Origin of the sequence: Streptomyces sp. MUSC 14 (assembly GCF_001866675.1) — a bacterium.
In the GTDB taxonomy this organism is placed as follows: domain Bacteria; phylum Actinomycetota; class Actinomycetes; order Streptomycetales; family Streptomycetaceae; genus Streptomyces.
In genome coordinates this window covers 82,223-106,356 of sequence record NZ_MLYN01000014.1, presented here as the reverse complement: position 1 = coordinate 106,356, position 24,134 = coordinate 82,223, and the positions used below count along the sequence as shown (strand labels likewise).

Below are 24,134 nucleotides of genomic sequence, written 5' to 3'. Positions count from 1 at the left end.
GTTCGTTCGCCGGCGGCTACGTCGTGGTCAGGTGAGGCCTGGGCATCTGCAGAGTTCCGCCGGTCAGGCGGATCCGGTAAAGGGCCGCCCCCTCGATGGTGACCACGCGGCGGCGGGCGTTCCGCGCGGCCGGAAGCCGAGGAGAGAGCCAGTGCGGAACGGAGCTCGGGCTGATCACGACGCGTCCGCGGGGGACGGGCGTGCTGCGGCCCGCTCCGAAGGCCGTACCGACCAGCTTTCCCGTGTACAGCGTCATGGGGGTCCGGGAGGTGGCGACGGTGCCGGCGCCGGCCCTCAGGTGCCAGGTGGCGGGCCCCCGTCGAACCGTCAGGTCGAGGTCGGCGGCTTCGAACGAGCGGACGGTGAACTTGAGCAGCCGCTCGGTTCCGGCCGGGGTCCGGACGGTGACCACTCCCGCGAACCGGGTGCCGTGCAGCACGAGCCGCCGCGATGTGAGGGTCCAGGAGCCGTCGGCGAGCGGGTACCGGTGGGCAGGGGCCGGCCTCGTCCCCGGTGGTTCGGTGGCCGTCGCCAGGAGAGCGAGCGGCAGCGAGCCCGCCAGCAACAGGTGCCCGACCGGTCCGGGAACCCGGCGGAACGGGGCGCGCGTCCTCGGGACGCGCGCCGTGCGCACGCCGATCACGACCGCCGCGCCGTCGTGGGGCGGGACGCCGGAGCCGTCACGGAGCATGCGGCCCGCCGTCCGCCGGTTGCGCCGCGGTGTCGTCGGATGCCGTCCAGGCGCAGGCGAGGGAGCCGCCGATCAGGCCGGGGAGCGTACCGAGCAGCAGGCCACCGAAGTTGGCGAGCGGCAGGGCGATCAAGGACATCAGGATCGCGGCGACTCCCGCGAACAGGCGCGCGTTCTGCTGGAACCACAGCAGGAGGCCGAGTACGACGAGGAGGACGCCGATGACCAGTGATGCGGCACCGGCGGTGCTGGAGAGTGCCAGGGTGACACTGCCCCAACTCAGGTGTGCGTAGGGAAAATACATGATCGGCAGACCCGCTGACAGGGTGATCAGGCCTGCCCAGAAGGGCCGTGTGTCGCGCCATATGCGAAATTCGTGTCGCGTACGGGAGAGGGCGTCACGCCACTCGGCGGGCAGGGTCGGGCTCTTCATGTCAGAGGCTTCCCGCTTTTCGGGTACTCCGGCGGGTCAGAAGCATTCGTGGGCGCCGGATGTGAGTTTCAGCTGCGCTCCGGGCAGGTCGAGAGAGCCCAGGGAGGCCGCAACGCTGTTGACGCGGAGATTGCGCATGATGATGGACGTGCTCTGCATCGCGACGCTGTTCGGGTCGAAGAACTTCGAGTCCCGGTCGCCGGGGGACACTTCGCCCGAGGTGAGCGATCCGGCGGCGACACCGATGTCCAGGTTCTTCAGGCTCGCCTCGCTGGCCTTGAGCAGGCTGACGTCGAAGAACATGTCCCGTGCCGTGGCAGGACGTTCGTGGTCGCCGGTCAGTCGCAGGGTGTAGGTGCCGAGCACGGGGATCGGAAAGCGGATCGACAGGCACAACGCGTCAATCCTCGCGTCTCTCACTCCCGTGACGGTGACGGGCACGAGTCTGCCCTTGCGGGTCACATTCACCATGCCGTAGACACTCATTCCCTTGCCGGTCAGGGAATCCGCGGCGATTTTGAATGTCTCCCCGGAGATGAAGAACGATGCCGCGAGAGCTCCTTGGGCCACGCTCACGGTCAGGACGGCAGCGCCGACAATGCTCGGGGCCAGGATGGCAGCAAAACGCCTCCAGCGCGTCCTTCGCATTTTCCCACTCCATCGAACGGCGACGGGTCGAGCATCGGACACTCCGGCATGGTCCGCAAGCCCGGCGCCGCCGTTCTCGTGTGAAGCCGCCCGGATGACCTAGAGAAGCGGCACCCTGAATTTCGCCGCCGGCATCGCCGATAAATAATGCCGAATTGTTCGAGAGCGCGGACGAAAGGCCGGATCGGCCCGGCCGCGCGGCCCGCTCCCCGGTGACGTCCTCGCGGGTCACGACGGGGTACCCGACGGGGGCGCGGTCAGGGCGCGGCGTGGGGGCCGTCCGGGCGGTCCTCGCGGCGCAGGACCATCTCCCGGCTCAGCTCCTCGGTCTCCTCCTCCGGCAGCCGTGCGAAGCCGTCCGCGGTGATCACCGACACGACCGGGAAGATACGGCGGTTCAGGTCGGGGCCGCCGGTGGCCGAGTCGTCGTCCGCCGCGTCGTACAGCGCCTGGAGCGCGGCGAGTACGGCCTCGCGGCGGGTCAGCGCCGGCCGGTACAGCTTCTTCAGGGCGCCCCGGGCGTACGGCGAGCCGGAGCCCTCGGCGTAGAAGTCGTGCTTCTCGTAGAGGCCGCCGGCCGGGTCGAAGCCGAAGATGCGGCCGCGGCCGCCGTCGGGCGCGGTGAGGTCGTACCCGGCGAGCAGCGGGACGACGGCGAGGCCCTGCATGGCCTGGGCCAGGTTCTGCCGGATCATGGCCGCGAGCCGGGTCGCCTTGCCCGCGAGGGTCATCGGGGTGCCCTCGATCTTCTCGAAGTGCGTCAGCTCGACCTGGTACAGACGGACCATGTCGACGGCGAGTCCGACGGTGCCGGCGAAGGCGACCGCCGTGTAGTCGTCGGCGGGGTGCACCTTCTCCAGGTCGCGCTGGGCGATGAGGTTGCCCATGGTGGCCCGGCGGTCGCCGGCGATCAGCACGCCGTCGCCGTAGGTCAGGGCAAGCACGGTGGTGCCGTGCGGGAAGCTGTCGGACGCCGCCCGTACGCCGCCGGGCAGGCGGGGTGTGGTGGGCAGGAGTCCGGGTCGGTGTGCGGCCAGGAACTCGGTGAAGGACGACGACCCCGGTGTGAAGAACGCCTCGCTCGGCAGCCCCGCTGTCTCGTTCCCGGCCATGGCTCTCCCCCTCCAGTACGGCATACGACACCCGACTCCTACCTGAAGTGGCCGCGCGGGAAACTCCCGGCCCTTCACAGGGTCTTGCGTCGCACCATCACCCCGAGCACCAGCAGGCCCGGGACCAGGGGCAGCCACACGGTCAGCAGCCGGTAGCCGAGGACGGCGGAGGCGGAGGCCGCGCCGGGGGCGCCGGCGAGGGTGAGGGCGAGGGCGAGTGCCGCGTCGAGGGAGCCGAGTCCGCCCGGCGTGGGCAGCAGTGCGGCGGCGCTGCTCGCGGCGAGGTACAGCAGGGCCACCTGGAGCGGGGGCAGCGGCAGTCCGACGGCCTGTCCGACGGCGACGACGACCAGGGCGTGCAGCCCGGCGAAGGCGAGGGAGCCGCCCCACAGGGCCGCCGCGCGGGCGGGGCGGGCATGCAGGGCGCGGATGTCGGCGAGGACGGTGGCCAGGGCCCGGCGGCACCGCGGCCACCAGGGCGTCGCGAGCAGGAGCGCCAGGAGGAGCGCGGCACCCAGGGCGCAGGCGAGGACGGTCGCGGACAGGTGCGGCAGCCGTAGCAGGCCCGGGCAGGCCGGGGCGAGCAGGGCGATCAGCGCGAGGCGGACGACGGCACCGGTGGCGGCCTTGACGGCGAGGGCGCCGGCGCTGCGGGCGGCGGGCAGTCCGCAGCGCATCAGGAACCGTACGTTGACCGCGCCCGCACCGAGGCCCGCGGGCAGCAGGTGGTTGGCGGCGGAGGCGGCGAACTGGGCGGCGACCAGCCGGGCTCGGGGCAGCCGCCGTACGACCGCGCCCTGCTGGGCGAGCGCCGAGGCCGCCCAGGTGCCGAGGGCCGCGGTCGCGCCGAGGAGCATCCACCCCTGGTCGGCACCGGCCAGCCGTCCGGCTCCGCTCTCCAGCGCGGGCCAGTGCCGGCGGGCCAGGTACGCCCCGCCGAGCAGGACGGCGAGCAGGACGCCGAGGTGCCAGGGCGCGGGCCGGTTGACGACAGAGGAGGAGGCGAGTGCGGCGGCCGGGTCCGCGGGCGGGGACGTTTCCGGGTCCGCGGTCGTTTCCGTTCCGGGAGCCGTCATCGGCCGCTCCAGGGGCGGGTGTCCCGCGGTACCGCGTGTGTGGTGTGCGCGTCGGCGGCCATGATCACCCCTCTTGCCCCGTGGCGGGCGGAGCCACTGCAACCCTACAGCCTGTAGGGCCAAGGGAAAACACCCCCAAACTACCCCGTATCGTGGCCTCTTGTCGGGCGGACGGGGCCATCCGGCCGACGCACTACGCGCTGTAAGGTTGGTGCATGGCTGGCACGGAGTCCCGCGGCAGGGCGGAGCGGCGCAGCGCCGGGGAGCTGGAGAGCGAGGTGCTGGCCGCGTTGTGGGCCACCGAGCGGCCGCTGACTCCGGCGGAGATCCAGGCCGAGGTCGACGGGGCGCTCGCCTACAACACCGTGCACACGATCCTCAAGCGTCTGTACGACAAGGGGCTGGTGCTGCGCGACGCGGCCGGGCGGCGCGGTGCGTACCGGCCGGCGAAGAACGCGGCCCAGCTGACCGCCGAAGCGATGCACGAGGCGCTGGACCGGGGTCCGGACCCGATCGCCGCGCTCCAGCAGTTCGTCACGGGGCTGAGCCCCGAGGAGGAGCGCGCGCTGCGCGAGCTGCTCGCCGGGGACGGCGCATGATCTTCGACGTGTACGGACCGCTGGTGCTGTCCCTGCTGCTGACGCTGGTCGGACCGGTGATCGCCCGGCGCGTCGCCCCGGCACTGGCCGCGCCGGTACTGGCGTCGGCCGCCGTGCTGACGGCCGCGGCCACCACCTGGTCACTGGTGCTGCTGGCCGCCGCGCTGCTCGGGGACGCCCCGCCGGTGATCCGTGAGGCGCGCGAGGCGGGTCGTCCGGTGCTGGACCCGGTGCCGGAGGTGATCGGGCTCGGCGCGAGTGCCGCGCTGCTGGTCGTCGCCGTACGGCTGCACCGGGCCGTGCGCGCCGAGCGGGCCACGCGGCGGGCGCTGCGGCTGCTGTGCGCCGGGCAGCCGGCGGACACCGAGCTGATCGTCGCCGCCTCCGCGGTGCCCCAGGCGTTCGCGATACCGGGCCGGCCGGGCCGGATCCTGGTGACCTCGGCGATGCTGAGCGCGCTGGCCCCGGCCGAGCGCCGGGTGCTGCTCGCGCACGAGCGGGCCCATCTCACGTACCGGCACGGGGCGTTGGTGACGGCCGTGACGCTCGCCGCGGCCGCCAATCCGCTGCTGCGGCCGGTGCGTGCGGCCGTCGCCTTCCTGGTGGAGCGCTGGGCGGACGAGCAGGCCGCGGCCCTGGTCGGGGACCGCCGGGCCACCGCCCGCGCGCTGGCCCGGGCCGCGCTCACGGCGGGCCGCGCCCGGGCCGCCTGCGCCCTCGGCTTCACCGACCGGGCCGTCACCCGCCGGATCGCGGCCCTCCACACCACCCCGCCCCCACGCCTGTGGACCGCCGCCGCGGCCGTCCTCGCCCTGGGCACCCTGCCCGCCCTGCTGGCCGCCGACGCGACGGGCGACCTGATGGGGCTGCTGTCCGGTGCCCTGAGCTGAGCCACGGCCGCCCGGTCCGGGCCCGGCGGGGCGGACGCCGTGGCCGAACACGGATCCGCCGGCCGGCTCGCCGCACAGGACGGTGCGGGGGCCGCGGCGGGCGCGGACCGGCACGGCGGGAGGGCGGCGGAGCGGCGCCGGTTCTCACGCGCCCGCAGCGGCGCCGCCGTCCCGCGCGGGCCGTCGGGCCTCAGCCGGCGCCCGGTGTCCGGTGCGGCGGCTGCTCGGGGGCCGGACGGCGCACCGGCGGCGGCACGGCGCGCACGGCCGGGTCGGCGCTGGTCACCGTCAGCGTCTCGCCGTGGTGGCGCAGGGTCATCGGCGGTCCGGCGAGCAGCGCGTACGTCGCCTTGTCCGGGCCGATGTCCACGCGCAGCGTGCGGCCGCGGAACTGGATGTGGAAGGCGAGCCGGCTCAGCCGCTCGGGCAGCCGGGGTGCGAAGCGAGGGCTCTCGCCGTCGAGGCGCAGTCCGCCGAAGCCCGCCACCAGCGCCATCCAGGTACCGGCCAGCGAGGCGATGTGCAGTCCGTCGCGGGTGTTGTGCTCCAGGTCCTGAAGATCCATCAGGGCCGCCTCGGCGGTGTACGCGTAGGCGAGGTCGAGATGGCCGGTCCGCGCGGCCATGACGGCCTGGCAGCAGGCGGACAGCGAGGAGTCCCGGACGGTCAGCGGCTCGTAGTAGGCGAAGTTCCGGGCGATCTGCTCCTCGACCCCCTCGCCGTAGCGCTGGTCGAACCAGTCGCCGCAGGTGTACATGGCCAGCACCAGGTCGGCCTGTTTGACGACCTGCTTGCGGTAGAGGTCGAAGTAGGGGAAGTGGAGGAGCAGCGGGTACTGGTCGGGGCGGGTGCCGGCGAAGTCCCAGCGCTGGTAGCGGGTGAACCCGGTGTGCTGTTCGTGGACGCCGAGCTCGGCGTTGTAGGGGACGTGCATCGCCTCGGCGGCGTCCCGCCAGGCCGCGCTCTCCTCCGCGTCCACGCCGAGCCGGGCCGCCTGGTCCGGGTGGCGTTCGACGGCGTCGGCCGCCGCGAGCAGGTTCCGCCGGGCCATCAGGTTGGTGTAGGTGTTGTCGTCGGCGACCGCGCTGTACTCGTCGGGTCCGGTGACGCCGTCGACGTGGAAGGCGCCGCGGGTGTCGTGGTGGCCCAGCGAGCGCCACAACCGGGCGGTCTCCACGAGCAGTTCCACGCCGGCCTCGCGCTCGAAGCCGGCGTCGCCGGTGGCCTCGGCGTACCGGACGACGGCGTCGGCTATCCCGGCGTTCACGTGGAAGGCGGCGGTGCCGGCCGGCCAGTACGCCGAGCCCTCCGGTCCGGCGATGGTCCGCCAGGGGAACGCGGCGCCGGCGAGCCCGAGTTGGGCCGCGCGCTCGCGGGCTTCGCCCAGGGTGTTGTACCGCCAGCGCAGCGCCTCGGCGACGGCGGCGGGCGCGGTGTGGGTGAGCACGGGCAGCACGAACATCTCGGTGTCCCAGAAGGCGTGCCCGTCGTATCCGGAGCCGGTCAGGCCCTTCGCCGGGATCGCGCGCTGCTCGGCGCGGGCGCCGGCCTGCAGGACGTGGAACAGGGCGAAGCGGACGGCCTGTTGGATCTCCTCGTCGCCCTCGACCTCGACGTCGGCGCGGGCCCAGAAGTCGTCCAGGCAGGACCGCTGGTCCGCGAGCAGTCCCTGCCAGCCGTCGTGCGCGGCGGCGGCGAGGGCGGCGTCGACCTGGTCGGCCATCGCGGGCAGCGAGCGGGTGCCGGACCAGCCGTGCGCCACGAGTTTCTCCACCCGCAGCGTCTGGCCGGGCTCCAGCACGGAGGTGACGGTCAGCCGGGCCACGTCGGAGCCGCTCTCGCTGCGGGTCGTCGTGCGCTCCGGGCCGGTGACGACGTGGTCGGCGGCCACGGCGACGCGCAGGCCGCTGCGCCGGGTGCGGTGCACCAGACGCAGCCGGCGGTCGGCGGCGAAGTGGTCCTCCTGCTCCAGCGGCGACTGCAGCGCCATGGCCGCGCGCGGGTCGCCGTCGGAGGCGGGCAGCGTCTCGTTGGCGACCAGCTCGGACTGTATGACCACCCGGCTGCGGCAGCCGACGGCCTCCACCTCGTAGGCGACGGCGGCCACCGCGCGCTGGGTCAGCGACACCAGCCGGGTGGAGCGCACCCGGACCGTGGATCCGGCCGGCGAGGTCCACTCGCAGGTCCGCTCCAGCACGCCGCGGCGCAGGTCCAGGACCCGTTCGTGGGTGACGAGCCGGCCGTAGCGCAGGTCGAACGGCTCGTCGTCCACCAGCAGTCGCAGGATCTTGCCGTTGGTCACGTTGATGACCGTCTGGCCGGACTCCGGGTAGCCGTACCCGGCCTCGGCGTACGGCAGTTGGTGCACCTCGTGCACGCCGTTGAGGTAGCTGCCGGGCAGGCCGTGCGGCTCGCCCTCGTCGAGGTTGCCGCGCCAGCCGACATGGCCGTTGGACAGGGCGAACACCGACTCGCTCTGGGCGAGGACGCCGAGGTCGAGGGCGGTCTCGCGGACGGCCCACGGCTCGACGGCGTACGACCGGTCGGTGATCATTCCTTGCCTCCCAGTTCCGCGAGGTCGCCCACGACGATCGTCGCGCCGTGCGCGTACAGCGCCTCGCGCTGGCCGACGCGGTCGACGCCGACGACGAATCCGAACCCGCCCGCGCGGCCCGCGTCCATGCCGGCCAGGGCGTCCTCGAAGACGGCGGCGCGGGACGGCTCGACGCCGAGGTCGCGGGCGGCGGCGAGGAAGGTGTCGGGGTGCGGCTTGCCGGGCAGGTGCCGCTCGGCGGCGACGACCCCGTCGATCCGCACGTCGAAGAAGTGCTCGGCGCCGACCGCGCGGAGCACGTCGCGGCAGTTGGCGCTGGAGGAGACGATCGCCGTGCGCAGCCCCTCGGCGCGCACCGCCTCCAGATAGCGCAGGGTGCCCTCGTAGGCCGCCACGCCGCCGGTGCGGATCTTCTTGAGGAGCAGGTCGTTCTTGCGGTTGCCGAGGCCGTGGACCGTGCGGGCCCCGGGTGGGTCGTCCGGGGTGCCGTCGGGCAGCTGGATGCCGCGTGAGTCGAGGAAGGCGCGCACTCCGTCGGCGCGGGGGCGCCCGTCGACGTACTCGTCGTATTCGGCGACCGCGTCGAACGGCCGCCCCTGCTCGCCGTCGTAGTCGTTCAGGAACGCGTCGAACGTCTCCTTCCAGGCGGCCGCGTGCACGAGGGCCGTCTTGGTCACGACTCCGTCGAGATCGAACAGACAGGCCTGGATCGCTTCTGGCAGACCGAGCTGAGTCATACCGGCACTCTTCCCCACGATCGGCGTTCGAAGGGTGGCGCACGCCACACCGGAGCGCACTTCTCGGAAAAGTCCGTGGCCCACACGGCGGTGCCACACTGTGCGGTGTGCCGCTGACCTTCGACGACCTCCTCGCTCGCGCCCGTGGCCTCGTCCGGGACGGCCGGCGTGCCGTGCTCGGCATCGCGGGCGGCCCCGGCGCGGGCAAGACGACCCTGGCCGAGCAGATGGTGCGCGCCCTGAACGGGGACGGGCCGCCGTGGGCGGCGCACGTCCCGATGGACGGTTTCCATCTGGCCGACGCCGAACTGGACCGCCTGGGCCGCAGGGACCGCAAGGGCGCCCCGGACACCTTCGACGCGGCCGGGTACGCGGCGCTGCTGCGCCGGCTGCGCGAGGACGCCGAGGAGGTGGTGTACGCGCCCGGGTTCGAGCGGATCCTGGAGCAGCCGCTGGCGGGCGCGATCCCGGTGGTGCCGGCGGCCCGGCTGGTGGTGACCGAGGGCAACTACCTGCTGCTGGCGGAGGGTTCGTGGGCGCGGGTGCGGCCGTGCCTGGACGAGGTGTGGTTCTGCGAGATCGCTGAGGACGAGCGGATCCGCCGGCTGGTCGCGCGGCACGAGGAGTTCGGCAAGGACCACGACAGCGCCGTGGCCTGGGTGCGGGGCACGGACCAGCGCAACGCCGACCTGGTGGCGGCGACGCGGGGGCGGGCGGACCTGGTGGTGTTGCCCGCCGCGCTCCCGGCCGTCGTGCTCCCCGAGGGCTGAGGCTCAGCGGCGCAGGGTGAGCGTGGGCTCGCCCCGGTCGTCCCCGGCCGGCGGGCCGAGGACCGCGGTGAACGCCTCGGTGCGCACGGTGAGTTCCTCCCCCGCCGCTTCGAGGGCGGGCGCGAACGCTCCTCCGGGCCCGTACCGTACGGCGAACACGTGCAGCCCCTGCGGTGCGCCCGGGGCCGGGTCGGCCTCCAGGGCGGTGGAGGAGACCAGGTGGCGCCAGCCCTCGTCGGGGTTGCCGTAGCCGCGCGGGTCGGCGGCGAGCGCGAACGCGGCCTGTTCCTGGGTGAGTTCGCCGCGGGCGTCGAAGTGGTCGGGACCGGAGGCCGCCGGGTGGGCGAGTCTCAGTCCGCCCGCCGACACCACCTCGCCCTCGGCGACGCGGCACACCCGGTCGCCGTCGTCGGCGGCGTACGGCAGCCCGCACAGCAGGTACGGCGCTCCGTCCAGCTGTTCCAGGGCGACCGTCATCCACAGGCGCGTGCCGTCGGTGACGTACAGCGAGCGGACGTGGCGCAGGACCTGGTCGCGGCCGACGACCGGCTTGGTGACCAGCTTGCCGGCGAGCCCGTCGGCGCGGACGTCGCGGACCCGTACCTCGCCCATCGGGCGGCACAGCAGGAAGCCGTCGGTGACCGGGCCGAAACCGTGCTGACGGCGTACGGCGGCGGGCAGGTAGTAGGTGCCGGCGGCCTCGATCAGGGCCGGGGTCAGCCGGCTGTCGAAGGCCACCGACACGGTTCCGCGGCGCAGTTGGTGACGGGCGGGGTCCGGGGAGGGGGTGCGGTGCCAGGGGGTGCGGTCCTGGATCTGCCAGACCAGCATCCAGGCGAAGTGGCCGTCGACGCCGCCGTCGGGTTGGCAGGCGTGCCGGGCCCAGCGGGTGTCGCCCCGGTAGCGGCCCAGGTCGGAGCCGATGCGGGCGCCGAAGTAGCGCAGGCCCAGGACGGATTCGAAGCCGGAGTGCTGTTCGCTGTAGCGCGGGCCGCCGGTGTCGAAGCCGCCGTTGGTCAGGCGGGCGTCGAGGTAGCGGGCGAGCGTGTCGCCGTCCTCGGCGAAGACCGGCTCGCCGCTGACCCGGTGGGCCTGGGCGAGGAAGGACAGGGAGATGGGGCCGTAGTTGTTGTCGTAGGCGCCGCCGTGCTCGGGGGGCAGCAGGGCGCCCCGGTCGCGGACCCGGTGGGCGCGGATCTCGTCGGCGTACAACCGCATCGCCCGCGCGCGCACCGGCTCGGCCTCGGCGTCCGGGAGACGGCGGGCCAGCATCAGTCCGCCCACCACGCAGCCGATCGCCTGGTTGCCCGCCTCCTGAGGGTTGAAGAAGGTCGCCTCGGTGAGCCAGGACCAGTATCCCCGTGCCACGTCGAGCAGTTCGGCGCGCTGCGCGTCCTCGACCAGCCCGCCCAGCCCGTCCCGCTCGTCGGTCGCGTCGAGGAGGTTGACGGCCTGGAGCAGCGCCCACACCGTGCTCGGCCAGTCCCCGACGGGGTGCGCGCCCGCGGCCAGGGTGTAACGGGCGTACGGCAGGCCGGAGTTGCGGACCTTCAGGTTCGGGTAGCCGGGGTTGTCCTCGCGGTAGACCCGCTCGCGCAGATGGAAGGCGAGGCTGCGGCGCACCGCCTCGGGCAGCCGGGGGTCCCTGCCGCGCTGCCAGGCCAGTGCGAGCAGTGAGGTGATGCCGAGAGAGGTGTCGCCGATGTCGTCGACGCAGTCGGGGTGTTCGAGGTTGCCCTCCGGCGTGAGCCGGGCCAGGGCCTGTTCGACGACGTCGGCGAGGACGGCGTCGTACGCCTGCGGGGTGCCGGGCAGTTGGTGGAGCGGGCCGCGCTGGTGGAGGAGGTGCACGTCGTCTCAGCCCTTCATACCGGAGGTCGCCAGGCCTTCGACCAGCCTCTTCTGGAAGATGAGGAAGCAGATGAGGGTCGGGACGAGCGCGAGTGTCGACATGGCGAACATCGCGCCGTAGGAGGAGCCGCTCGTCTTGTCGAGGAACAGGGTCAGCCCGAGGGGCACGGTGAAGCGGGCGTTCTGCTGGAGGTAGACGAGCTGGCTGAGGAAGTCGTCGTAGGTCCAGATGAAGGTGAAGATGGTGGTGGTCACCAGCGCCGGCCGCATCAGGGGCAGGATGATCTTCCAGTAGATCTGCAGGGGGTTGGCGCCGTCCATCATGGCGGCCTGGTCCAGCTCGCGTGGGATGGAGCGGATGAACTGCACCATCAGGAAGATGAAGAAGGCGTCCACCGCGAGGAACTTGGGCACGATCAGCGGCAGGAACGTGTTGATCCAGGTCAGGTTGTAGAAGATCGTGTACTGCGGGACGAGCGTCGCCTGCATGGGCAGCATGAGCGTGCCGAGCATCAGACCGAACCAGATCTTCTTGCCGCGGAACTCGAAGCGCGCGAAGGCGTAGGCGGCCAGCGAGCACGAGATGACGTTCCCGATCACCGCACCGATCGACACGATCATCGAGTTGGTGATGTAGAGCGAGAAGGAGTTGCCGGAGCCGCTCCAGCCCTCGGAGTAGTTCCCGGGGCGCAGCGTGTCCGGGATCAGCCCGGGGTGGGTGAAGATGTCGGTGTCGGGCTTGAGGGAGCTGCTGAGCATCCACAGCAGCGGGTAGAGCATGACGATCGCGACGCCGATGAGCAGCGTGTGGATCAGGATGCGGCGGGGGCCCGTGAGCGAGCGCAGCTTCCGCAGCGGCGACGCGTTCGGGGTGAGGGCGGACATGGTGGGCTGACTCCTCGCTCAGGCGGCGTCGTCGTAGTGGACCCAGTAGCGGCCGGCGATGAAGTTGACCGCCGTGAACGCGGCGATGACCAGGAACAGCACCCAGGCCAGCGCCGAGGCGTACCCCATCTGCAGGTCTGCGAAGCCCTTCTTGTACAGGTACAGCGAGTACAGCATGGTCGAGTTGAGCGGGCCGCCGGTGCCGTTGCTGATGACGAAGGCGGGGGTGAACGTCTTGAACGCGTCGATGATCTGCAGGACGACGTTGAAGAAGACGATCGGGGTGAGCAGCGGCAGGGTGATCCTGAAGAAGCGGGTGACGGGTCCGGCGCCGTCGATCGCCGCCGCCTCGTACACGTCCTTCGGCAATTGTTTGAGACCGGCCAGGAAGATGACCATCGGGGTGCCGAACTGCCAGACGGCCAGCAGCACCAGTGTGTAGAGGGCGCTGTCGGGGCTGGAGACCCAGTCCTGGCCCTTGATCCCGAACCGGCCCAGGACGTCGTTGAACAGGCCGTCGCCGCCGAAGACCTGCCGCCATACGATCGCCACGGCGACCGCGCCGCCGAGCAGCGAGGGCAGGTAGAAGGCGGCCCGGTACAGGCCGATGCCCTTCAGCGGCCGGTTGAGCAGCATCGCCACGGCGAGTGCGAACGCCAGCTTCAGCGGCACGGAGACGACGACGTACAGCAGGGTGGCGTGCACCGAGTCCCAGAAGACGGGGTCGCCGGTGAACATCTTCCGGTAGTTGCCGGTGCCGATCCACTCGGGCGGCGTCAGCAGGTCGAACGTGGTGAAGGACAGGTACAGCGAGTCGAGCATCGGGTAGATCGTCAGCCCGAACAGGCCGACGAACCAGGGGGCGAGGAAGACGTACGGCCACCATCCTCCGCCCCGCCGTCCGGCGAGACGGCGCCGCATGCGGTCGCGTTCGCGCCGGTCGGACGGGGGCGCCGGAGCGGGCGGCTCCTTCGCGGCCTCGTCGGTGTCCGCGGTGGTCATACTCATCTCCCTGGCCCTCTCCCGGTGTTCGGTGGTGCGGCGCCGCTCAGGCGCTCAGGATCCCTGTCGCCTGGTCGAAGAAGGTGCCGAGCTGCGCCTTGATCGTCGTCTTGCCGAAGGCGATGGCGAGGTTGGACTGGAACAGCAGGTCCCAGATCTGGGTGGCGGCGGCCGGCGGGGGCGGCGGTGCGGGCAGCGCGTTCGTGGCCTTGGCGACCCGCTTGGAGATGTAGTCGGCGTTCGCCATGTCCCGCTTGTCGGTGTCGTCCAGGCCGGCGCTGATGAGGCCGCGCGCCTTCTCGGTCGGCGGGATGCCGCGCAGCAGCTGCATGTCCTTGACGGCCGTGGCGTCCTGGGCGAAGAACGACATGATCTTCACGGAGTCGGCGACCCGCTTGCTCGCCTCGGTGGCGCTCAGCAGTACACCGCCGTTGAGGAAGTTGCCCTCGCGGGCGCCGGACCAGTCGCCCTGCGGGCTGGGCAGGAAGTCCAGGGTGGCACTCGTGATGGCGCCGCCCGCGCCGTAGACGCCGATGTCGAAGGTGAACAGCGCCTTGCCGATGACCACGGCGTTCTTGGTGAGGTCGTTGTGGGCCGCGGAGGTGACGGCGGCGGCCGGGCAGGCGCCCGACCGGCGCATCTCGGCCCAGTACTCCCACCACGCCTGCAGGGTGTCGGAGGTGAAGCCGAGCTTCTTGCCGTCGTTCGTGAAGAGGTTCTGGCCGTGCTCGCGGGCGAAGATCTCGAAGGCGTTGAGGGTGCCGCCGCCACCGTCGTCGACGCCGAAGACCTTGCCGTCGCTCTTCTTGTGGACGTCCTGCGCGATCTTCTTCAGGTCGGCCCAGGTCCACTCGGCGTCCGGGAACGTCAGGCCCAGCTTCTCCAGCCCGCCGCGGTTGACGGTGAGCTGGTTGGTGCCGATGCCGGACGGGACGCCGTACAGCTTTCCGTCGACGGTGCCCGCGGCGAGCAGCGTCCTGGAGAAGCCGGCGAGGTCGAGGCTCTTGCCGACGTACGCGTCGAGCGGGGCGAGGACGCCCTTGCGGGCGTACTGGGCGACGAGCGCGGTGTCCATCTGGAGCAGGTCGGGGGTGCTGCCGCCGGCGATCTGCGTGTTGAACTTGTTGAAGTACCCGTCGTATCCGGAGTAGGTCTCCTGGATCTTGATCTTCGGGTTGTCCTGCTGGAAGGTCGCGAGTGCCTTCTTGTATGCGGCGTGCCGGTCGTCGCTGCCCCACCAGGTCATCGTCAGGTCGCCGGTGGCGCTGCCGGCTCCGGTGCCGCCGGCGCAGGCGGTGAGCGCGGAGCCGAGGGGGCCGGCGACGGCGAGCCCGCTCATGGTGCGGATGAGGGTTCTGCGCGAGATCTGGTGACCCACCGGGTCCTCCCTGAGGGTGCGTGACGGATCCCCGGCCGGTCGCTGCGGCACGGGGGCATCGGGATGGAGGTGCGGGGAAGGGGCGCGTTCACACAGGGGGGCGGCCTCGCCCGGCCGCGCCGCCTGCTGACGGAGGTGGGCTCCCCGGCCCGTTCCGGGTCGGTGCCGCACGAGCACGCCCTCGTGCGGTCGCCGTACGTCGCTCGTGTCGCGTACGGCTCGGAGCCCTCCCGAACCGGTGTCCCGACCGGCTTAGAAAGCGCTTGTCCGGACATTGGCAGAACGAGCGGGAGGCCGTCAATGCCCGCGTCGCCCGGACTCGGTCACGGTTCGGACACCTCGGGCCACCGCGAGCCGGGCCGCGCCCACGACGGTGCCCAGGTCGCCGACCGTGCTGCTGACCACCTCGGTGGGCCAGCTCAGCCGGGCCAGTTCGGCCCGCACCCCGGGCAGCAGCCGGGGGTCCGCGCCGGTGCTGCCGCCGAGCACGATCAGCCCCGGGTCCAGTACGGCGGTCACTGCGGCGGCCAGCCGGCCGATGTCGGCGGCGTGCCGGGCGACGACGGCGCGGGCCGGCGCCCGCCCCTCGCCGGCCAGCGCGAACAGCTGCTCGGCGGTCTGCGGGCAGGACCCGTCCGGGTCCTGCCAGACCTCGGCGGCGCGGCGCAGCAGGGAGCGCGCGCCCAGGTAGTCCTCCAGTGCCTCCAGGCGCGGCTCGCTGTCGTCGTCCCAGGGGTAGGGCAGCCGGGCCAGCTCGCCGGCGGCGCCGTTCGCCCCGCGCACCACCTGTCCGCCGATGACGATGCCGAGGCCGACGCCCACGCCGACGCGCAGGTAAGCGAAGGTGGCACGGCCGCGGGCGGCGCCCTCGTGCAGCTCGGCGAGCGCGGCGCAGTTGACGTTGTTCTCCAGGTGCACGGGAACGCCCGGGGGCAGTGCGACGGCCACGGCGTCGAAGACGGGACCGGCCTTGGCGGTCGCGGGACGCATCTGCGCGCCCTTCCCGGCCGGTGCGGTGACGTCGCCGACGGCGACGACGATGGCGCGCGGCGGGAGCGCGGCGGGCAGCGCGGCGAGGGCCTCGCGGACGGCGTCCGCGGCCTCGGCCCGGGACGCGGTGACCTCGGCGAGCAGGGTGCCGTCGAGGGCGCAGCCGCGGACCCGGGTGAGGTCCGGGCCGAGGTCGACGGCGAGGACGGCGCCGGCGCCCGGGCCGAGCCGGTAGACGGCGGCGCTGCGGCCGGTGCCGCTGGAGGCGGTGCCGGAGGGGGCGGCGAGCCCGGCGCTCTCCAGCTCCGCGACGGCCGAGGACACCGTCGGTTTGGACAGTTTGGCCAGGCTCGCCAGTTGCGGCCGGGTCGCGCTGCCCGCCTGCGCGAGCACGGCGAACACCGCGCTCGCGCTCTCGGTCAGCCGGGGTGCCGCCACCACGTCGTGTTCCACGGTTCTCCCACAGGTCGCGAGGACTCTTGACGCACTGTACTTCGTTAGTTAATTTCCTAACGAACTTCACGGTACTCGCCTGCCGTGCCCGCCAGAGGCCCGTCCCGGGGCTTCCCGACCGCTGCGACCAGCCCGTTTCCCGGCTTTCCCCGGCTCGCCACCAGCTCTTCCCGGCTCTTCCCGGCTTTCCCCGCCACGGTTCGCCCGCCGTCGCTGCACCGCGCGCACGCACAGCACAGCGCACACGACGCACGACGAAAGAGGTTCCGTGCAGGACTCCACGCCCGTCCTGGTCGGCATCGACGTGGGCGGCACCAAGACCCGGCTGCGTGCCGTGGCCGGGGACACCCCGCTCGCCGACCACGTCCGCACGAGCGGCGGCTGGCGGCCGCACGACCCGGTCGCCGCCGCCGGCTGGCTGGCCCGCCTGATCGCCGAGGCGCTGCCGGCCGGCCCGCGCCCGGCGGCACTGGCGGTGGGCGGCCACGCCTGCGAGACCGCGCGCCAGTGCGAGCAGCTCCGTGCCGCCCTGCACCTCCGCTTCGCCGTGCCCACGCTGGTCGTGGGCGACGCCGAACTCCTCGTCCCCGCCGCCGGGTTGACCGAGGCCGTCGGCCTGGTCGCCGGCACCGGCTCGGTGGCGGTGGGCCGACGCGCCGACGGCACGGCTGTGCAGGTCGGCGGCTGGGGCGCGGTGCTCGGCGACGAGGGCGGCGCGGCCGGGCTGGTCCGCGAGGCGGCGCGCGCCTGCTGGGCCGCCCACGACCGCGGCGAGGCACCCGACGCGCTGGCGGCGGCCCTCCTCGACGCGTTCGGCGTGCCCGAAGTGCCCGCGCTGGGCGCGGCGTTGGAGAGCGCCCCCGATCCGTCCGCCGCCTGGGGCCGGCACGCCCCGGCCGTCTTCGCCTCCGCGGCGGCGGGCTCGGTACTCGCCCGTGACGTCGTCACCGCCGGTGGGCGCGCACTCGCCGCGCTGGTCGAACTCCTCGACCGGCGCGGCGCGGTGACCGACGACGTGGTGGTCGCGGGCAGCACGATCCTCGCCCAGCCCGCGCTGTACGACGCCTTCACCGCGGCCCTCGCCGTGTTCCTGCCGTCGGCCCGGCCGCGCCCGCTGCGGGTGCCGCCGGTGGCGGGGGCGGTGACGCTCGCGCGCGGGCTGCTGTGAGCGCGACACCGTAACTCCGGGACACCGGCCGGCAGTTGGTGGATCCTGTGCGCCGAGCACCTCGCGTTCACCTGCCGAACGGACGGAGCTCACCCGGGGCTCCCCGACAGGTCACACCCCACCCCTAGATATTCACCCGTTCAACTTCTTCCTCCTTCTTCTCGACCTTCTCCGCGGGTTGGCACACGTCGGCACATCGCACCCCGCATTTCCGTGGACCGCTTCCGAGAGGCACAGGCATGCCGTCACCTGCCGGGCACCCCTCCGCCGTACTGAACCGGCGCGGGTTCCTCACCACCACGCTGGCCGCGTCGGCGGGCGTGCTCGCCGCCCCGGCCGTCGCCGTCTGGCTGCCCGCGGCCGACGCCAAGGCCGCCACTGCACCGGCCGCGTTCGTGGACGACTACCGGACCAACGTCGCCACCAACCTGACACCCGGGACCAACGCCGTCGTCCGGGCCCTCGGCGGCTTCGCCCAGGTGTGGAAGACCGGCGCCGCCTGGGACACCGGCGCCCCGCTGCGCCCCCGGATCCTCCGCGCCGACCTGCGCTACTGCGCGCGCGCCACGGCCGAGCGCACCGACGCCCAGGCGAAGGAAGCGTTCATCTACGACCGCCAGCGCCAGAGTTACGCAATGATCGCGGGACTCGGCCCGTTGAGCGATCTGTACAAGACGGGCGCCAAAGCGGTCACTTCGATCACCGGCGCCCCCGACGGTACCCCGGCGACCACCGTCAACGACGCCGTGCCCGCCGACGCCCCGGCCGGCTCGGCGCTCGGCGCGGGCGCCCACGACGCGGCGCTCGGCAAGGTCGCCGAACTGGTCGACACGGTGCGCGGCCCGTACGCCTCCGGCAATCCCGCCAAGTACGCCTACCAGTACCCGCGTCCGTGGCGGCTGAACGAGGACAGCGAGGTCGTCGACACCGGCAGGACCGACGCGTTCGGTTTCCCGGTGTACGACTCCCCGGTGTCCGTCGCCCCGCAGCTGCTGCGCCAGCGCGGCGCCTCCGCCACCGACGACGGCGGCTTCCCGAGCGGCCACACCAACGCCTTCCACCTGGCCGCGCTGGCCTACGCGTACGCCGTTCCGGAGCGCTTCCAGGAGCTGGTGACGCGCGCCGTGGAGCTGAGCCACACCCGGATCGTGGCGGGCATGCACCACCCCGTCGACGTCATCGGCGGCCGGATCATGGCCACCGCCCTCGCCGCGGCCACCCTCGCCGACCCGGCCAACGCCCAGCTGAAGGCCGCCGCCCGCGCCCAGGCCCTCGCCTGGTTCACCGAGCTGACCGGCACCACCGCCGACACCCTCATCTCCTACGCACACACCGGCACCGACCCGTACGCCGACCGGGCCGCCAACGCCCGCGCGGTGCGGCCCCGGCTGACGTACGTCCTCCCCCGGCAGGGCAGCGAGCTGCCGCTGACCGTGCCGCAGGGCGCCGAGGTGCTGCTGGAGACCCGGCTGCCGTACCTCGGCGCGCACCAGCGCCGCGAGGTGCTGCGCACCACCGCACTGCCCTCCGGCTACGTGCTGCTCGACGGCTTCGAGCAGTGGGGCCGGCTGAACCTGTTCGCCGCGGCGGACGGTTACGGCGCCTTCGACACGGACGTCACCGTCGTACTGGACGCGGCGGCGGGCGGCTTCTCGGCGGCCGACGCCTGGCGCAACGACATCGACGGCTGCGGCGGCCTGGCCAAGCGCGGCACCGGCACGCTCACGCTGGCCGGCCGCAACCGCTACACCGGCGGGACCGTACTGGCCCAGGGCACGCTGGTCGCGGGCGGCGAGGACGCCCTCGGCCACGGGGACGTGCGGATCACGGACGGCACCCTGCGGGTCGCCGAGCGGCTGCGGGTGCGCGGCGCCTACGCCCAGGACGCGGGCACGCTGGAGGTCACCCTGCGCGCGGGCCGCACGGCACCACTGACGGTCCGGCACCTGGCGGTGGTGGGCGGTGGGGCCGTGCTGTCGCTGCGCCTCGACACCGAACGGCCGCCGGCCACGGGCAGCACGCTGCCGGTCCTCGGCGTGCCCCGGCTGCGCGGCCGGTTCGCGCGGATCGAGGTGAACTCCGACCGCCTGCGGGCCGTACCCGTGTACACGGCAGAAGGTCTGTCGGTACGACTCGTGCAGCGGTGACACCCCCGGTGGCGGGAGCGGTGCGACAGTAGGGCCATGATCCGGCCCACGCACGCTCCCGCCGCCGTACGGCCGGTGCCACCGCGGGGCGGATGATGGCGCGCGAACAGCACCTGCTCCTCGGCCCGGCGGCGCCCGCCGCGGCCCCGGCCCGCCCGTGCGCCGGGCTGCACCGGCACCGGCGGTGGCTGGTGCCGCTCGTGGCGCTGCTGCTGCTCGGCCAGATGGCCGCGGCGATGGTGACGACGGCCGTGCAGCAGACCCCGACGATCGACGAGCCGGTGTACGTCGCGACGGCCACCGACTATCTGCACGAGCACCGGATCCGCTACAACCCCGAGCATCCGCCGCTCGGCAAGCTGCTGATCGAGGCCGGGGTGGCGGTGGCCGACCCGCACTACGACCCGTCGTACCCCGGCACGCAGGGGGACGTGGGCCGGCACCTGCTGTACGAGTCGGGCAACGACCCCGGGCGGCTGATGCTGTGGGCGCGGCTGCCGGTGATCGTGCTGACGCTGCTGTTCGGGCTGGTCGTCTTCGCGTTCGCCCGCGACGTGACGGGCAGGGCGGGCGAACTGGCGGGCATGGACGGCGAGTTGGCGGGTACGACGGGTGGGTCGGTGGGTCCGGCGAGTGGTTCGGCGCGTGGGCTGGTGGGTTCGGCGGGTGGGCTGGTGGCGCTCGCCCTGTACGCCTTCACGCCCGACGTGGTCGCCCACGGTTCGCTGGCCACGCTGGACATGCCGGTGACCGGTTTCGTCCTCACCTCGGTATGGCTGCTGTGGCGGGCGCGCCGGCGGCCCGGGTTGTACGTGCCGCTGGCGGGGCTGGCGCTGGGGGCGGCCGTGGCGACCAAGATGAGCGCGCTGCCGGCCGTGCCGGTGCTGACGGCGCTCGCCGCGGTGTCCGTGGCCGTCGCGTCCGCGGGGGCCGGCCGGCGGCGCAGGGTGCTGACCGCGCTCGCCGCCGCGGGCGGCATGGCGCTGGTGGCGGTGGCCGTGGTCTGGGCGTCGTATCTGGCGGTCGATCCCCGGCTGCGGTTCTCCCCCGCCGAACCGGTCCCGGCGCTGCACGGCCCGCGCGGGACGCTGGTCGGTCTGCTGCCGCTGCCGCCCGCGTACCGGGCCGGGATGCGGGTGCAGTTCGGGCTGGAGGACTACCCGTGGCAGGGCTTTCTGTTCGGGCACGTGTACACCGGCCGGCGCTGGTACTACCTGCCCGTCGCCCTGCTGGTGAAGACCCCGCTCGGCCTGCTGGCGCTGGGCGCGGCCGGTGCCGTGGCGGTGGTCGCGCTGCGGCGGCTGCGGGCCGCCGCGCCGTATCTGCTGCTGCCGCCCGCCGTGCTGCTGGCGGCGGCGATGACGGGATCGCGGGAGTTCGGGACGCGGTACGCGCTGTGCGTGCCGGTGTTCCTCGCGGTGACGGCGGCCTGCGTTCCGGTGTGCGTTTCGGCGTTCGTACCGGCGTTCCTCCCGGCCTGGGCACCGTGGCCGCGGAGGCGGTGGCGGTGGCGGTGGGCGGCCGCCGTGACGGCCGTGCTCGCGCTGTGGACGGCGGTGAGTTCGCTGCGGACCTTCCCTTACTACCTGCCGTACGCCAACGAGGCGTTCGGCGGGCCCGCGCACACCCACCGGCTGCTGCACGACTCCAACGTGGACTGGGGACAGGACCTGGGCCGGCTCGCCGACCGGCTGCGCCGGGACGATCCGGGCGAGCGGGTGTGGCTGGTCTACAAGGGCAGCGGCGTGCCGTCGTACTACGGCATCCGCGCCGCCGATCCGCGCGCCGTGTCACCGGACCGGGTGCACGGGCTGCTCGTGGTGTCGGACTCGGCGGTCGCGAAGGCAAGCGGCCGACTGGCCGAACTGATCGCTTCCGGTCATCCGGTCGGCAATGTGGGCTATTCGATCACGCTCTATCGTCGGTGAGCACGTACGCTCAACCCGCTGGTCAAGACGGCCGGTGAGCTATGTTGAGTGGTCGTGGGAGACAAAGGAGGCGGCCGGGTGCCCTCGCCGCAGCAGGCACGCGCACAGGCGTCAGCGATCACCTCGGGCAAGACCGTGCCCGAGGCCGAGCCCGCTCCGACCTCCCGGCTCCGGGAACTCTTCGACGGCCCCCGTCTGTCGCCGGGTCAGCGGCGCATCGCCCAGTATCTGATCGAGCACATCACCGAGGCCGCGTTCCTGTCGATCACCGAGCTGGCCGATCGCGTCGGGGTCAGCCAGCCCTCCGTCACCCGCTTCGCCGCCGCCGTCGGCTTCAGCGGCTATCCCGCGCTGCGCGAGCGGCTCCAGGCGATCGCGCTGAGCACGCTGGCGGGCGGCCCGGGCGAGGAGAACCGGGCCAACGAACTCCAGGCGGCCGTCGACGCCGAGATCGAGAACCTGGAGAACCTGCGGCGCGACTTCGCCGACCCCGACCGGATCATCCGGGTCGGCCGCGCGCTGTCCCGCTCCACCCCGCTGACGGTACTGGGCCTGCGCATCTCCGTGTCACTCGCCGAGTACTTCGGCTACGCGGCCCGCCGGATCCACCCCGACGTACGGCTCGTCACGCGCGGGGGCAGCGTGGCCTACGACGCCCTGCTCCAGTCCCGCGAGGCCGGCGGCACCTGGGTGCTCGCCTTCGCCATGCCCCGGCACTCCCACGAGACCCTGCAGGCCGTCCGGGTGGCCCGGGACGCCGGGCTCAAGGTCGCGCTCGTCACCGACCTGGCACTCGGCCCGCTGGCCGAAGCCGCCGAGATCACCTTCGCCACCGGCACCGGTTCGCGCATGGTGTTCGACTCCTACGCCGCGCCCGGCGTGCTCGCCGCCGCGCTGCTCCAGGCCATGACCGACGCCGATCCGGAGCGCACCCAGGCCCGGCTGGAGAAGTACGAACAGCTCTCCGAGCACCACCAGTTCTTCATGAAGGACTGACGTCCGCGCCAGGAATTCGTGAAGATCCTGCGCCCCCTGATACCCCCGGACAGGGATCATCCACCACAAAGCACGCATGAATGTTTTCATACGTCTTGCAAACCGGACGGCATATATAAATACTGCTCACGGATCGCGCCCGGCCCACTCCGGGCACGTTCCGCGCACGCGGATCCACCGCTCGCGCCACCGCCCCGAGAAAGCCGACGGACCAGCCATGCGCACGCAGGACCACTCGCAGCGCCGGTTCCCGACAGCCGGGGCCCCCGTACGGACACCCCCGGCCGCCGGCTCCTACCCACGTCGGCACGTGTGGTGTTCCGGGGCGCGCCGTCTGCGTGACGCGCCCGTGGCGGCCCCGGCCATCCCCTAGGCCGGGGCCGCCCCGCATTCGTCGGACCACCCTCACGACGCCGCACACCGGAAGCGATGATCATGCCCCTGACCAGCACGCGCATCAGTCCCGACTGGCCCTGCCAGGTCAAGACGCCGGGCTCGTACGACTGGGAGCGCTCGGCGGCCAAATGGCTGCGGGAGCTGATCCCCGCGCGCTACGCCAGCTACCCGGCGCTCATCCGCCACCCCGTGCTGCTCGCCCGGCACGCCCAGCTCCAGGTCCAGCAGGAGGTACGGGTGGCCCGGACCGCCCTGCAGACCGCGCGCGCCGAGCTGCCGATGCTGGGGCTGCCCGAGTCGGTCATCGAGCACACGATCAAGCTGTACGCCGCCGAGGTCCTGCAGCTGCAGCACATCGCCCGCAGCGTACGAGCGGTCAGCGAGGCCCTGTCGGGGCGCGGCCCGGGACGCTGATCCGCGCGCCGTGGCGCGCGCGGGGCCTGCTGTGGGTTCCGGCGTCCCGGTCCCGCCGTCCGCCGCTCCGGGCCGGTCTCACGAACCGTCGCCGAGGGGCGTCCGTGACGTCCGTGACTCCAGGGCCCGGCGCGTGTCGTCGCCGTAGACGCCCCGCTCGTCGCCGCTGATGCCGTACCAGAGCTGGAACCGGGCCACGGCCGCCGTGAGGGTGGCGTCGTAGGTGCCGTCGGTGGAGCCGTCGCGGTAGACGTCCGGGATGCGCAGCAGGCGTTCCTGGAGCTCGGCGACGTCCGGCCCGGTGTCGCCCTGGCGGAGGGTGCCGGGGCCGTCGGGGTCGATGGCGGCGGTGGAGGCGCCGGGGGCGGCGGGGGTCTGCCCGGAGGCGGGCGGTGCGGTGGTCGCGGGCCGGGAGGGCGTCGCGGTCGCGGCACTCGCGGTGGACCCCTGGCCGGAGGGCAGCAGCATCGCGCAGCCGAAGCCGACCAGGGCGGCCACGGCCACGGCCACGGCGACGGCGGCCCGGCGCAGCCGGGACGTCACGACGCGGACGCTGGGGGCAGGGGGGCCGGAGACGGAGGCTCCGGAAGCCGGGGCTCCGAGGACGGGAGCTCCGGAGACGAGGACGCCGAGGGCGGGAGCTGTGGCTGCGGCCGCCGGTGCGGGCGGCAGCTCCTGGGTGTCGTCCTCCGCGACGGGCGCCGCTCGGCCGGTGATCGGGCGCGGCCCGGCGGGCCTGCCGAGGGGCTCGTACGTCACCGGGTCCGGCCGGATCTCGCGCATCAGCTCCGCGAGGGCGTCGAACCGGCGGGGCCGCAGCACCCGGACGGGCTCAAGGACCGGCCCGGGCTGCGGGCGTTCAGGATCGGACGGCGTCGGCACCTGACTCTCCTTCCGTCCCCGACCCGACCCGGCACCTCCCGGGCGGGCGGACAGGACTCGTGAGGTTCCCGCGCTCAGATACGGCCCGCACGGCGGCCCTGTTCACGCTCCGGTCCGCGTTCGCGCTCACCCCT

The 24,134-nt window shown here is 73.4% G+C and carries 21 protein-coding genes; 8 read left to right on the top strand and 13 right to left on the bottom strand.

Annotation, left to right across the window (positions count from 1 at the left end; all coding sequences use genetic code 11):
- Window positions 1-16: 16 nt before the first annotated feature.
- The 5 genes from BIV25_RS07970 to BIV25_RS07950 all read right to left on the bottom strand — a co-directional run bounded on the left by BIV25_RS07970 (window position 17) and on the right by BIV25_RS07950 (window position 3,960).
- A complete protein-coding gene (locus BIV25_RS07970) occupies window positions 17-691 on the bottom strand; it encodes a hypothetical protein (protein WP_071371468.1) in 675 nt (224 codons plus the stop codon).
- On the bottom strand, window positions 681-1,124 hold the full coding sequence (locus BIV25_RS07965; RefSeq protein ID WP_071371467.1) for a DUF6114 domain-containing protein: 444 nt from the start codon (window positions 1,122-1,124) through the stop codon (window positions 681-683). Before BIV25_RS07965 ends, BIV25_RS07970 begins: the two co-directional genes overlap by 11 nt.
- Window positions 1,125-1,160: 36 nt before the next feature.
- Window positions 1,161-1,772: a DUF6230 family protein gene (locus BIV25_RS07960; protein WP_071371466.1), complete on the bottom strand. Its 612-nt coding sequence runs from the start codon at window positions 1,770-1,772 to the stop codon at window positions 1,161-1,163.
- Window positions 1,773-2,029: 257 nt separating this feature from the next.
- On the bottom strand, window positions 2,030-2,884 hold the full coding sequence (prcB, locus tag BIV25_RS07955; protein ID WP_071371465.1) for a proteasome subunit beta: 855 nt from the start codon (window positions 2,882-2,884) through the stop codon (window positions 2,030-2,032).
- Window positions 2,885-2,958: 74 nt separating this feature from the next.
- Window positions 2,959-3,960: a lysylphosphatidylglycerol synthase domain-containing protein gene (locus tag BIV25_RS07950; protein ID WP_071371464.1), complete on the bottom strand. Its 1,002-nt coding sequence runs from the start codon at window positions 3,958-3,960 to the stop codon at window positions 2,959-2,961.
- 215 nt (window positions 3,961-4,175) lie between these two features.
- Here BIV25_RS07950 and BIV25_RS07945 point away from each other — a divergent pair, with 215 nt between their 5' ends.
- Window positions 4,176-4,559: a BlaI/MecI/CopY family transcriptional regulator gene (locus tag BIV25_RS07945; RefSeq protein ID WP_071371463.1), complete on the top strand. Its 384-nt coding sequence runs from the start codon at window positions 4,176-4,178 to the stop codon at window positions 4,557-4,559.
- Complete coding sequence (locus BIV25_RS07940; RefSeq protein ID WP_071371462.1) at window positions 4,556-5,449, top strand: M48 family metalloprotease; 894 nt, start codon at window positions 4,556-4,558, stop codon at window positions 5,447-5,449. The genes BIV25_RS07945 and BIV25_RS07940 overlap by 4 nt, the downstream gene beginning before the upstream one ends.
- Before the next feature lie 190 nt (window positions 5,450-5,639).
- On the opposite strand, the gene BIV25_RS07935 is transcribed toward BIV25_RS07940, so the two are convergent.
- Both BIV25_RS07935 and BIV25_RS07930 read right to left on the bottom strand, forming a co-directional pair.
- Window positions 5,640-8,003, bottom strand: coding sequence for a glycoside hydrolase family 65 protein (locus BIV25_RS07935; protein ID WP_071371461.1), 2,364 nt, complete (start codon window positions 8,001-8,003; stop codon window positions 5,640-5,642).
- Window positions 8,000-8,740 (bottom strand): beta-phosphoglucomutase family hydrolase, encoded by a 741-nt coding sequence (locus BIV25_RS07930; RefSeq protein WP_071371460.1) that lies wholly within the window; start codon window positions 8,738-8,740, stop codon window positions 8,000-8,002. Before BIV25_RS07930 ends, BIV25_RS07935 begins: the two co-directional genes overlap by 4 nt.
- 107 nt (window positions 8,741-8,847) lie before the next feature.
- Between BIV25_RS07930 and BIV25_RS07925 the strand changes: the two genes are divergently transcribed.
- Complete coding sequence (locus BIV25_RS07925) at window positions 8,848-9,510, top strand: nucleoside/nucleotide kinase family protein (RefSeq protein ID WP_071371459.1); 663 nt, start codon at window positions 8,848-8,850, stop codon at window positions 9,508-9,510.
- Between the two features lie 3 nt (window positions 9,511-9,513).
- Here BIV25_RS07925 and BIV25_RS07920 read toward each other — a convergent pair whose 3' ends face one another.
- From BIV25_RS07920 to BIV25_RS07900, 5 genes are all read right to left on the bottom strand, one after another.
- A complete protein-coding gene (locus tag BIV25_RS07920; protein ID WP_071371458.1) occupies window positions 9,514-11,361 on the bottom strand; it encodes a hypothetical protein in 1,848 nt (615 codons plus the stop codon).
- A gap of 6 nt (window positions 11,362-11,367) precedes the next feature.
- Window positions 11,368-12,246 carry a carbohydrate ABC transporter permease gene (locus BIV25_RS07915; RefSeq protein WP_071371457.1) on the bottom strand — a complete coding sequence of 293 codons (879 nt, stop codon included), beginning with the start codon at window positions 12,244-12,246 and terminating at the stop codon, window positions 11,368-11,370.
- An 18-nt stretch (window positions 12,247-12,264) separates the two neighbouring features.
- Window positions 12,265-13,248: a carbohydrate ABC transporter permease gene (locus tag BIV25_RS07910; RefSeq protein ID WP_071371456.1), complete on the bottom strand. Its 984-nt coding sequence runs from the start codon at window positions 13,246-13,248 to the stop codon at window positions 12,265-12,267.
- A gap of 46 nt (window positions 13,249-13,294) precedes the next feature.
- Complete coding sequence (locus tag BIV25_RS07905; RefSeq protein WP_071371455.1) at window positions 13,295-14,626, bottom strand: ABC transporter substrate-binding protein; 1,332 nt, start codon at window positions 14,624-14,626, stop codon at window positions 13,295-13,297.
- Between the two features lie 297 nt (window positions 14,627-14,923).
- Window positions 14,924-16,069, bottom strand: coding sequence for an ROK family transcriptional regulator (locus tag BIV25_RS07900; RefSeq protein WP_071371454.1), 1,146 nt, complete (start codon window positions 16,067-16,069; stop codon window positions 14,924-14,926).
- Window positions 16,070-16,337: 268 nt separating this feature from the next.
- Here BIV25_RS07900 and BIV25_RS07895 point away from each other — a divergent pair, with 268 nt between their 5' ends.
- The 5 genes from BIV25_RS07895 (at window position 16,338) to BIV25_RS07875 (ending at window position 23,118) form a co-directional block, all read left to right on the top strand.
- Window positions 16,338-17,237 carry an N-acetylglucosamine kinase gene (locus tag BIV25_RS07895; protein WP_071371453.1) on the top strand — a complete coding sequence of 300 codons (900 nt, stop codon included), beginning with the start codon at window positions 16,338-16,340 and terminating at the stop codon, window positions 17,235-17,237.
- Between the two features lie 239 nt (window positions 17,238-17,476).
- Window positions 17,477-19,384, top strand: a complete 1,908-nt coding sequence (locus BIV25_RS07890) for a phosphatase PAP2 family protein (RefSeq protein WP_071371452.1) — start codon at window positions 17,477-17,479, stop codon at window positions 19,382-19,384.
- A gap of 92 nt (window positions 19,385-19,476) precedes the next feature.
- On the top strand, window positions 19,477-21,312 hold the full coding sequence (locus tag BIV25_RS07885; protein ID WP_071371451.1) for a glycosyltransferase family 39 protein: 1,836 nt from the start codon (window positions 19,477-19,479) through the stop codon (window positions 21,310-21,312).
- Window positions 21,313-21,390: 78 nt separating this feature from the next.
- The gene (locus BIV25_RS07880; RefSeq protein ID WP_071371450.1) at window positions 21,391-22,308 is read left to right on the top strand and encodes a MurR/RpiR family transcriptional regulator; all 918 of its coding nucleotides are present in this window, start codon (window positions 21,391-21,393) and stop codon (window positions 22,306-22,308) included.
- 429 nt (window positions 22,309-22,737) lie between these two features.
- Window positions 22,738-23,118 (top strand): hypothetical protein, encoded by a 381-nt coding sequence (locus BIV25_RS07875; RefSeq protein WP_079173186.1) that lies wholly within the window; start codon window positions 22,738-22,740, stop codon window positions 23,116-23,118.
- Between the two features lie 78 nt (window positions 23,119-23,196).
- Here the strand turns inward: BIV25_RS07875 and BIV25_RS07870 are convergent, their stop codons facing one another.
- Window positions 23,197-24,000 carry a peptidoglycan-binding protein gene (locus BIV25_RS07870; protein WP_071371449.1) on the bottom strand — a complete coding sequence of 268 codons (804 nt, stop codon included), beginning with the start codon at window positions 23,998-24,000 and terminating at the stop codon, window positions 23,197-23,199.
- Window positions 24,001-24,134: the final 134 nt, after the last annotated feature.

What these genes read in the sequence shown, in the direction of transcription:
- BIV25_RS07885 (WP_071371451.1), top strand. Translation starts at nt 19,477, where the DNA reads ATGATGGCGCGCGAACAGCACCTGCTCCTCGGCCCGGCGGCGCCCGCC.
- BIV25_RS07940 (WP_071371462.1), top strand. Translation starts at nt 4,556, where the DNA reads ATGATCTTCGACGTGTACGGACCGCTGGTGCTGTCCCTGCTGCTGACG.
- BIV25_RS07945 (WP_071371463.1), top strand. Translation starts at nt 4,176, where the DNA reads ATGGCTGGCACGGAGTCCCGCGGCAGGGCGGAGCGGCGCAGCGCCGGG.
- prcB (WP_071371465.1), bottom strand. Translation starts at nt 2,884, where the DNA reads ATGGCCGGGAACGAGACAGCGGGGCTGCCGAGCGAGGCGTTCTTCACA.
- BIV25_RS07970 (WP_071371468.1), bottom strand. Translation starts at nt 691, where the DNA reads ATGCTCCGTGACGGCTCCGGCGTCCCGCCCCACGACGGCGCGGCGGTC.
- BIV25_RS07960 (WP_071371466.1), bottom strand. Translation starts at nt 1,772, where the DNA reads ATGCGAAGGACGCGCTGGAGGCGTTTTGCTGCCATCCTGGCCCCGAGC.
- BIV25_RS07935 (WP_071371461.1), bottom strand. Translation starts at nt 8,003, where the DNA reads ATGATCACCGACCGGTCGTACGCCGTCGAGCCGTGGGCCGTCCGCGAG.
- BIV25_RS07930 (WP_071371460.1), bottom strand. Translation starts at nt 8,740, where the DNA reads ATGACTCAGCTCGGTCTGCCAGAAGCGATCCAGGCCTGTCTGTTCGAT.
- BIV25_RS07915 (WP_071371457.1), bottom strand. Translation starts at nt 12,246, where the DNA reads ATGTCCGCCCTCACCCCGAACGCGTCGCCGCTGCGGAAGCTGCGCTCG.
- BIV25_RS07890 (WP_071371452.1), top strand. Translation starts at nt 17,477, where the DNA reads ATGCCGTCACCTGCCGGGCACCCCTCCGCCGTACTGAACCGGCGCGGG.
- BIV25_RS07910 (WP_071371456.1), bottom strand. Translation starts at nt 13,248, where the DNA reads ATGACCACCGCGGACACCGACGAGGCCGCGAAGGAGCCGCCCGCTCCG.
- BIV25_RS07965 (WP_071371467.1), bottom strand. Translation starts at nt 1,124, where the DNA reads ATGAAGAGCCCGACCCTGCCCGCCGAGTGGCGTGACGCCCTCTCCCGT.
- BIV25_RS07875 (WP_079173186.1), top strand. Translation starts at nt 22,738, where the DNA reads ATGATCATGCCCCTGACCAGCACGCGCATCAGTCCCGACTGGCCCTGC.
- BIV25_RS07950 (WP_071371464.1), bottom strand. Translation starts at nt 3,960, where the DNA reads ATGACGGCTCCCGGAACGGAAACGACCGCGGACCCGGAAACGTCCCCG.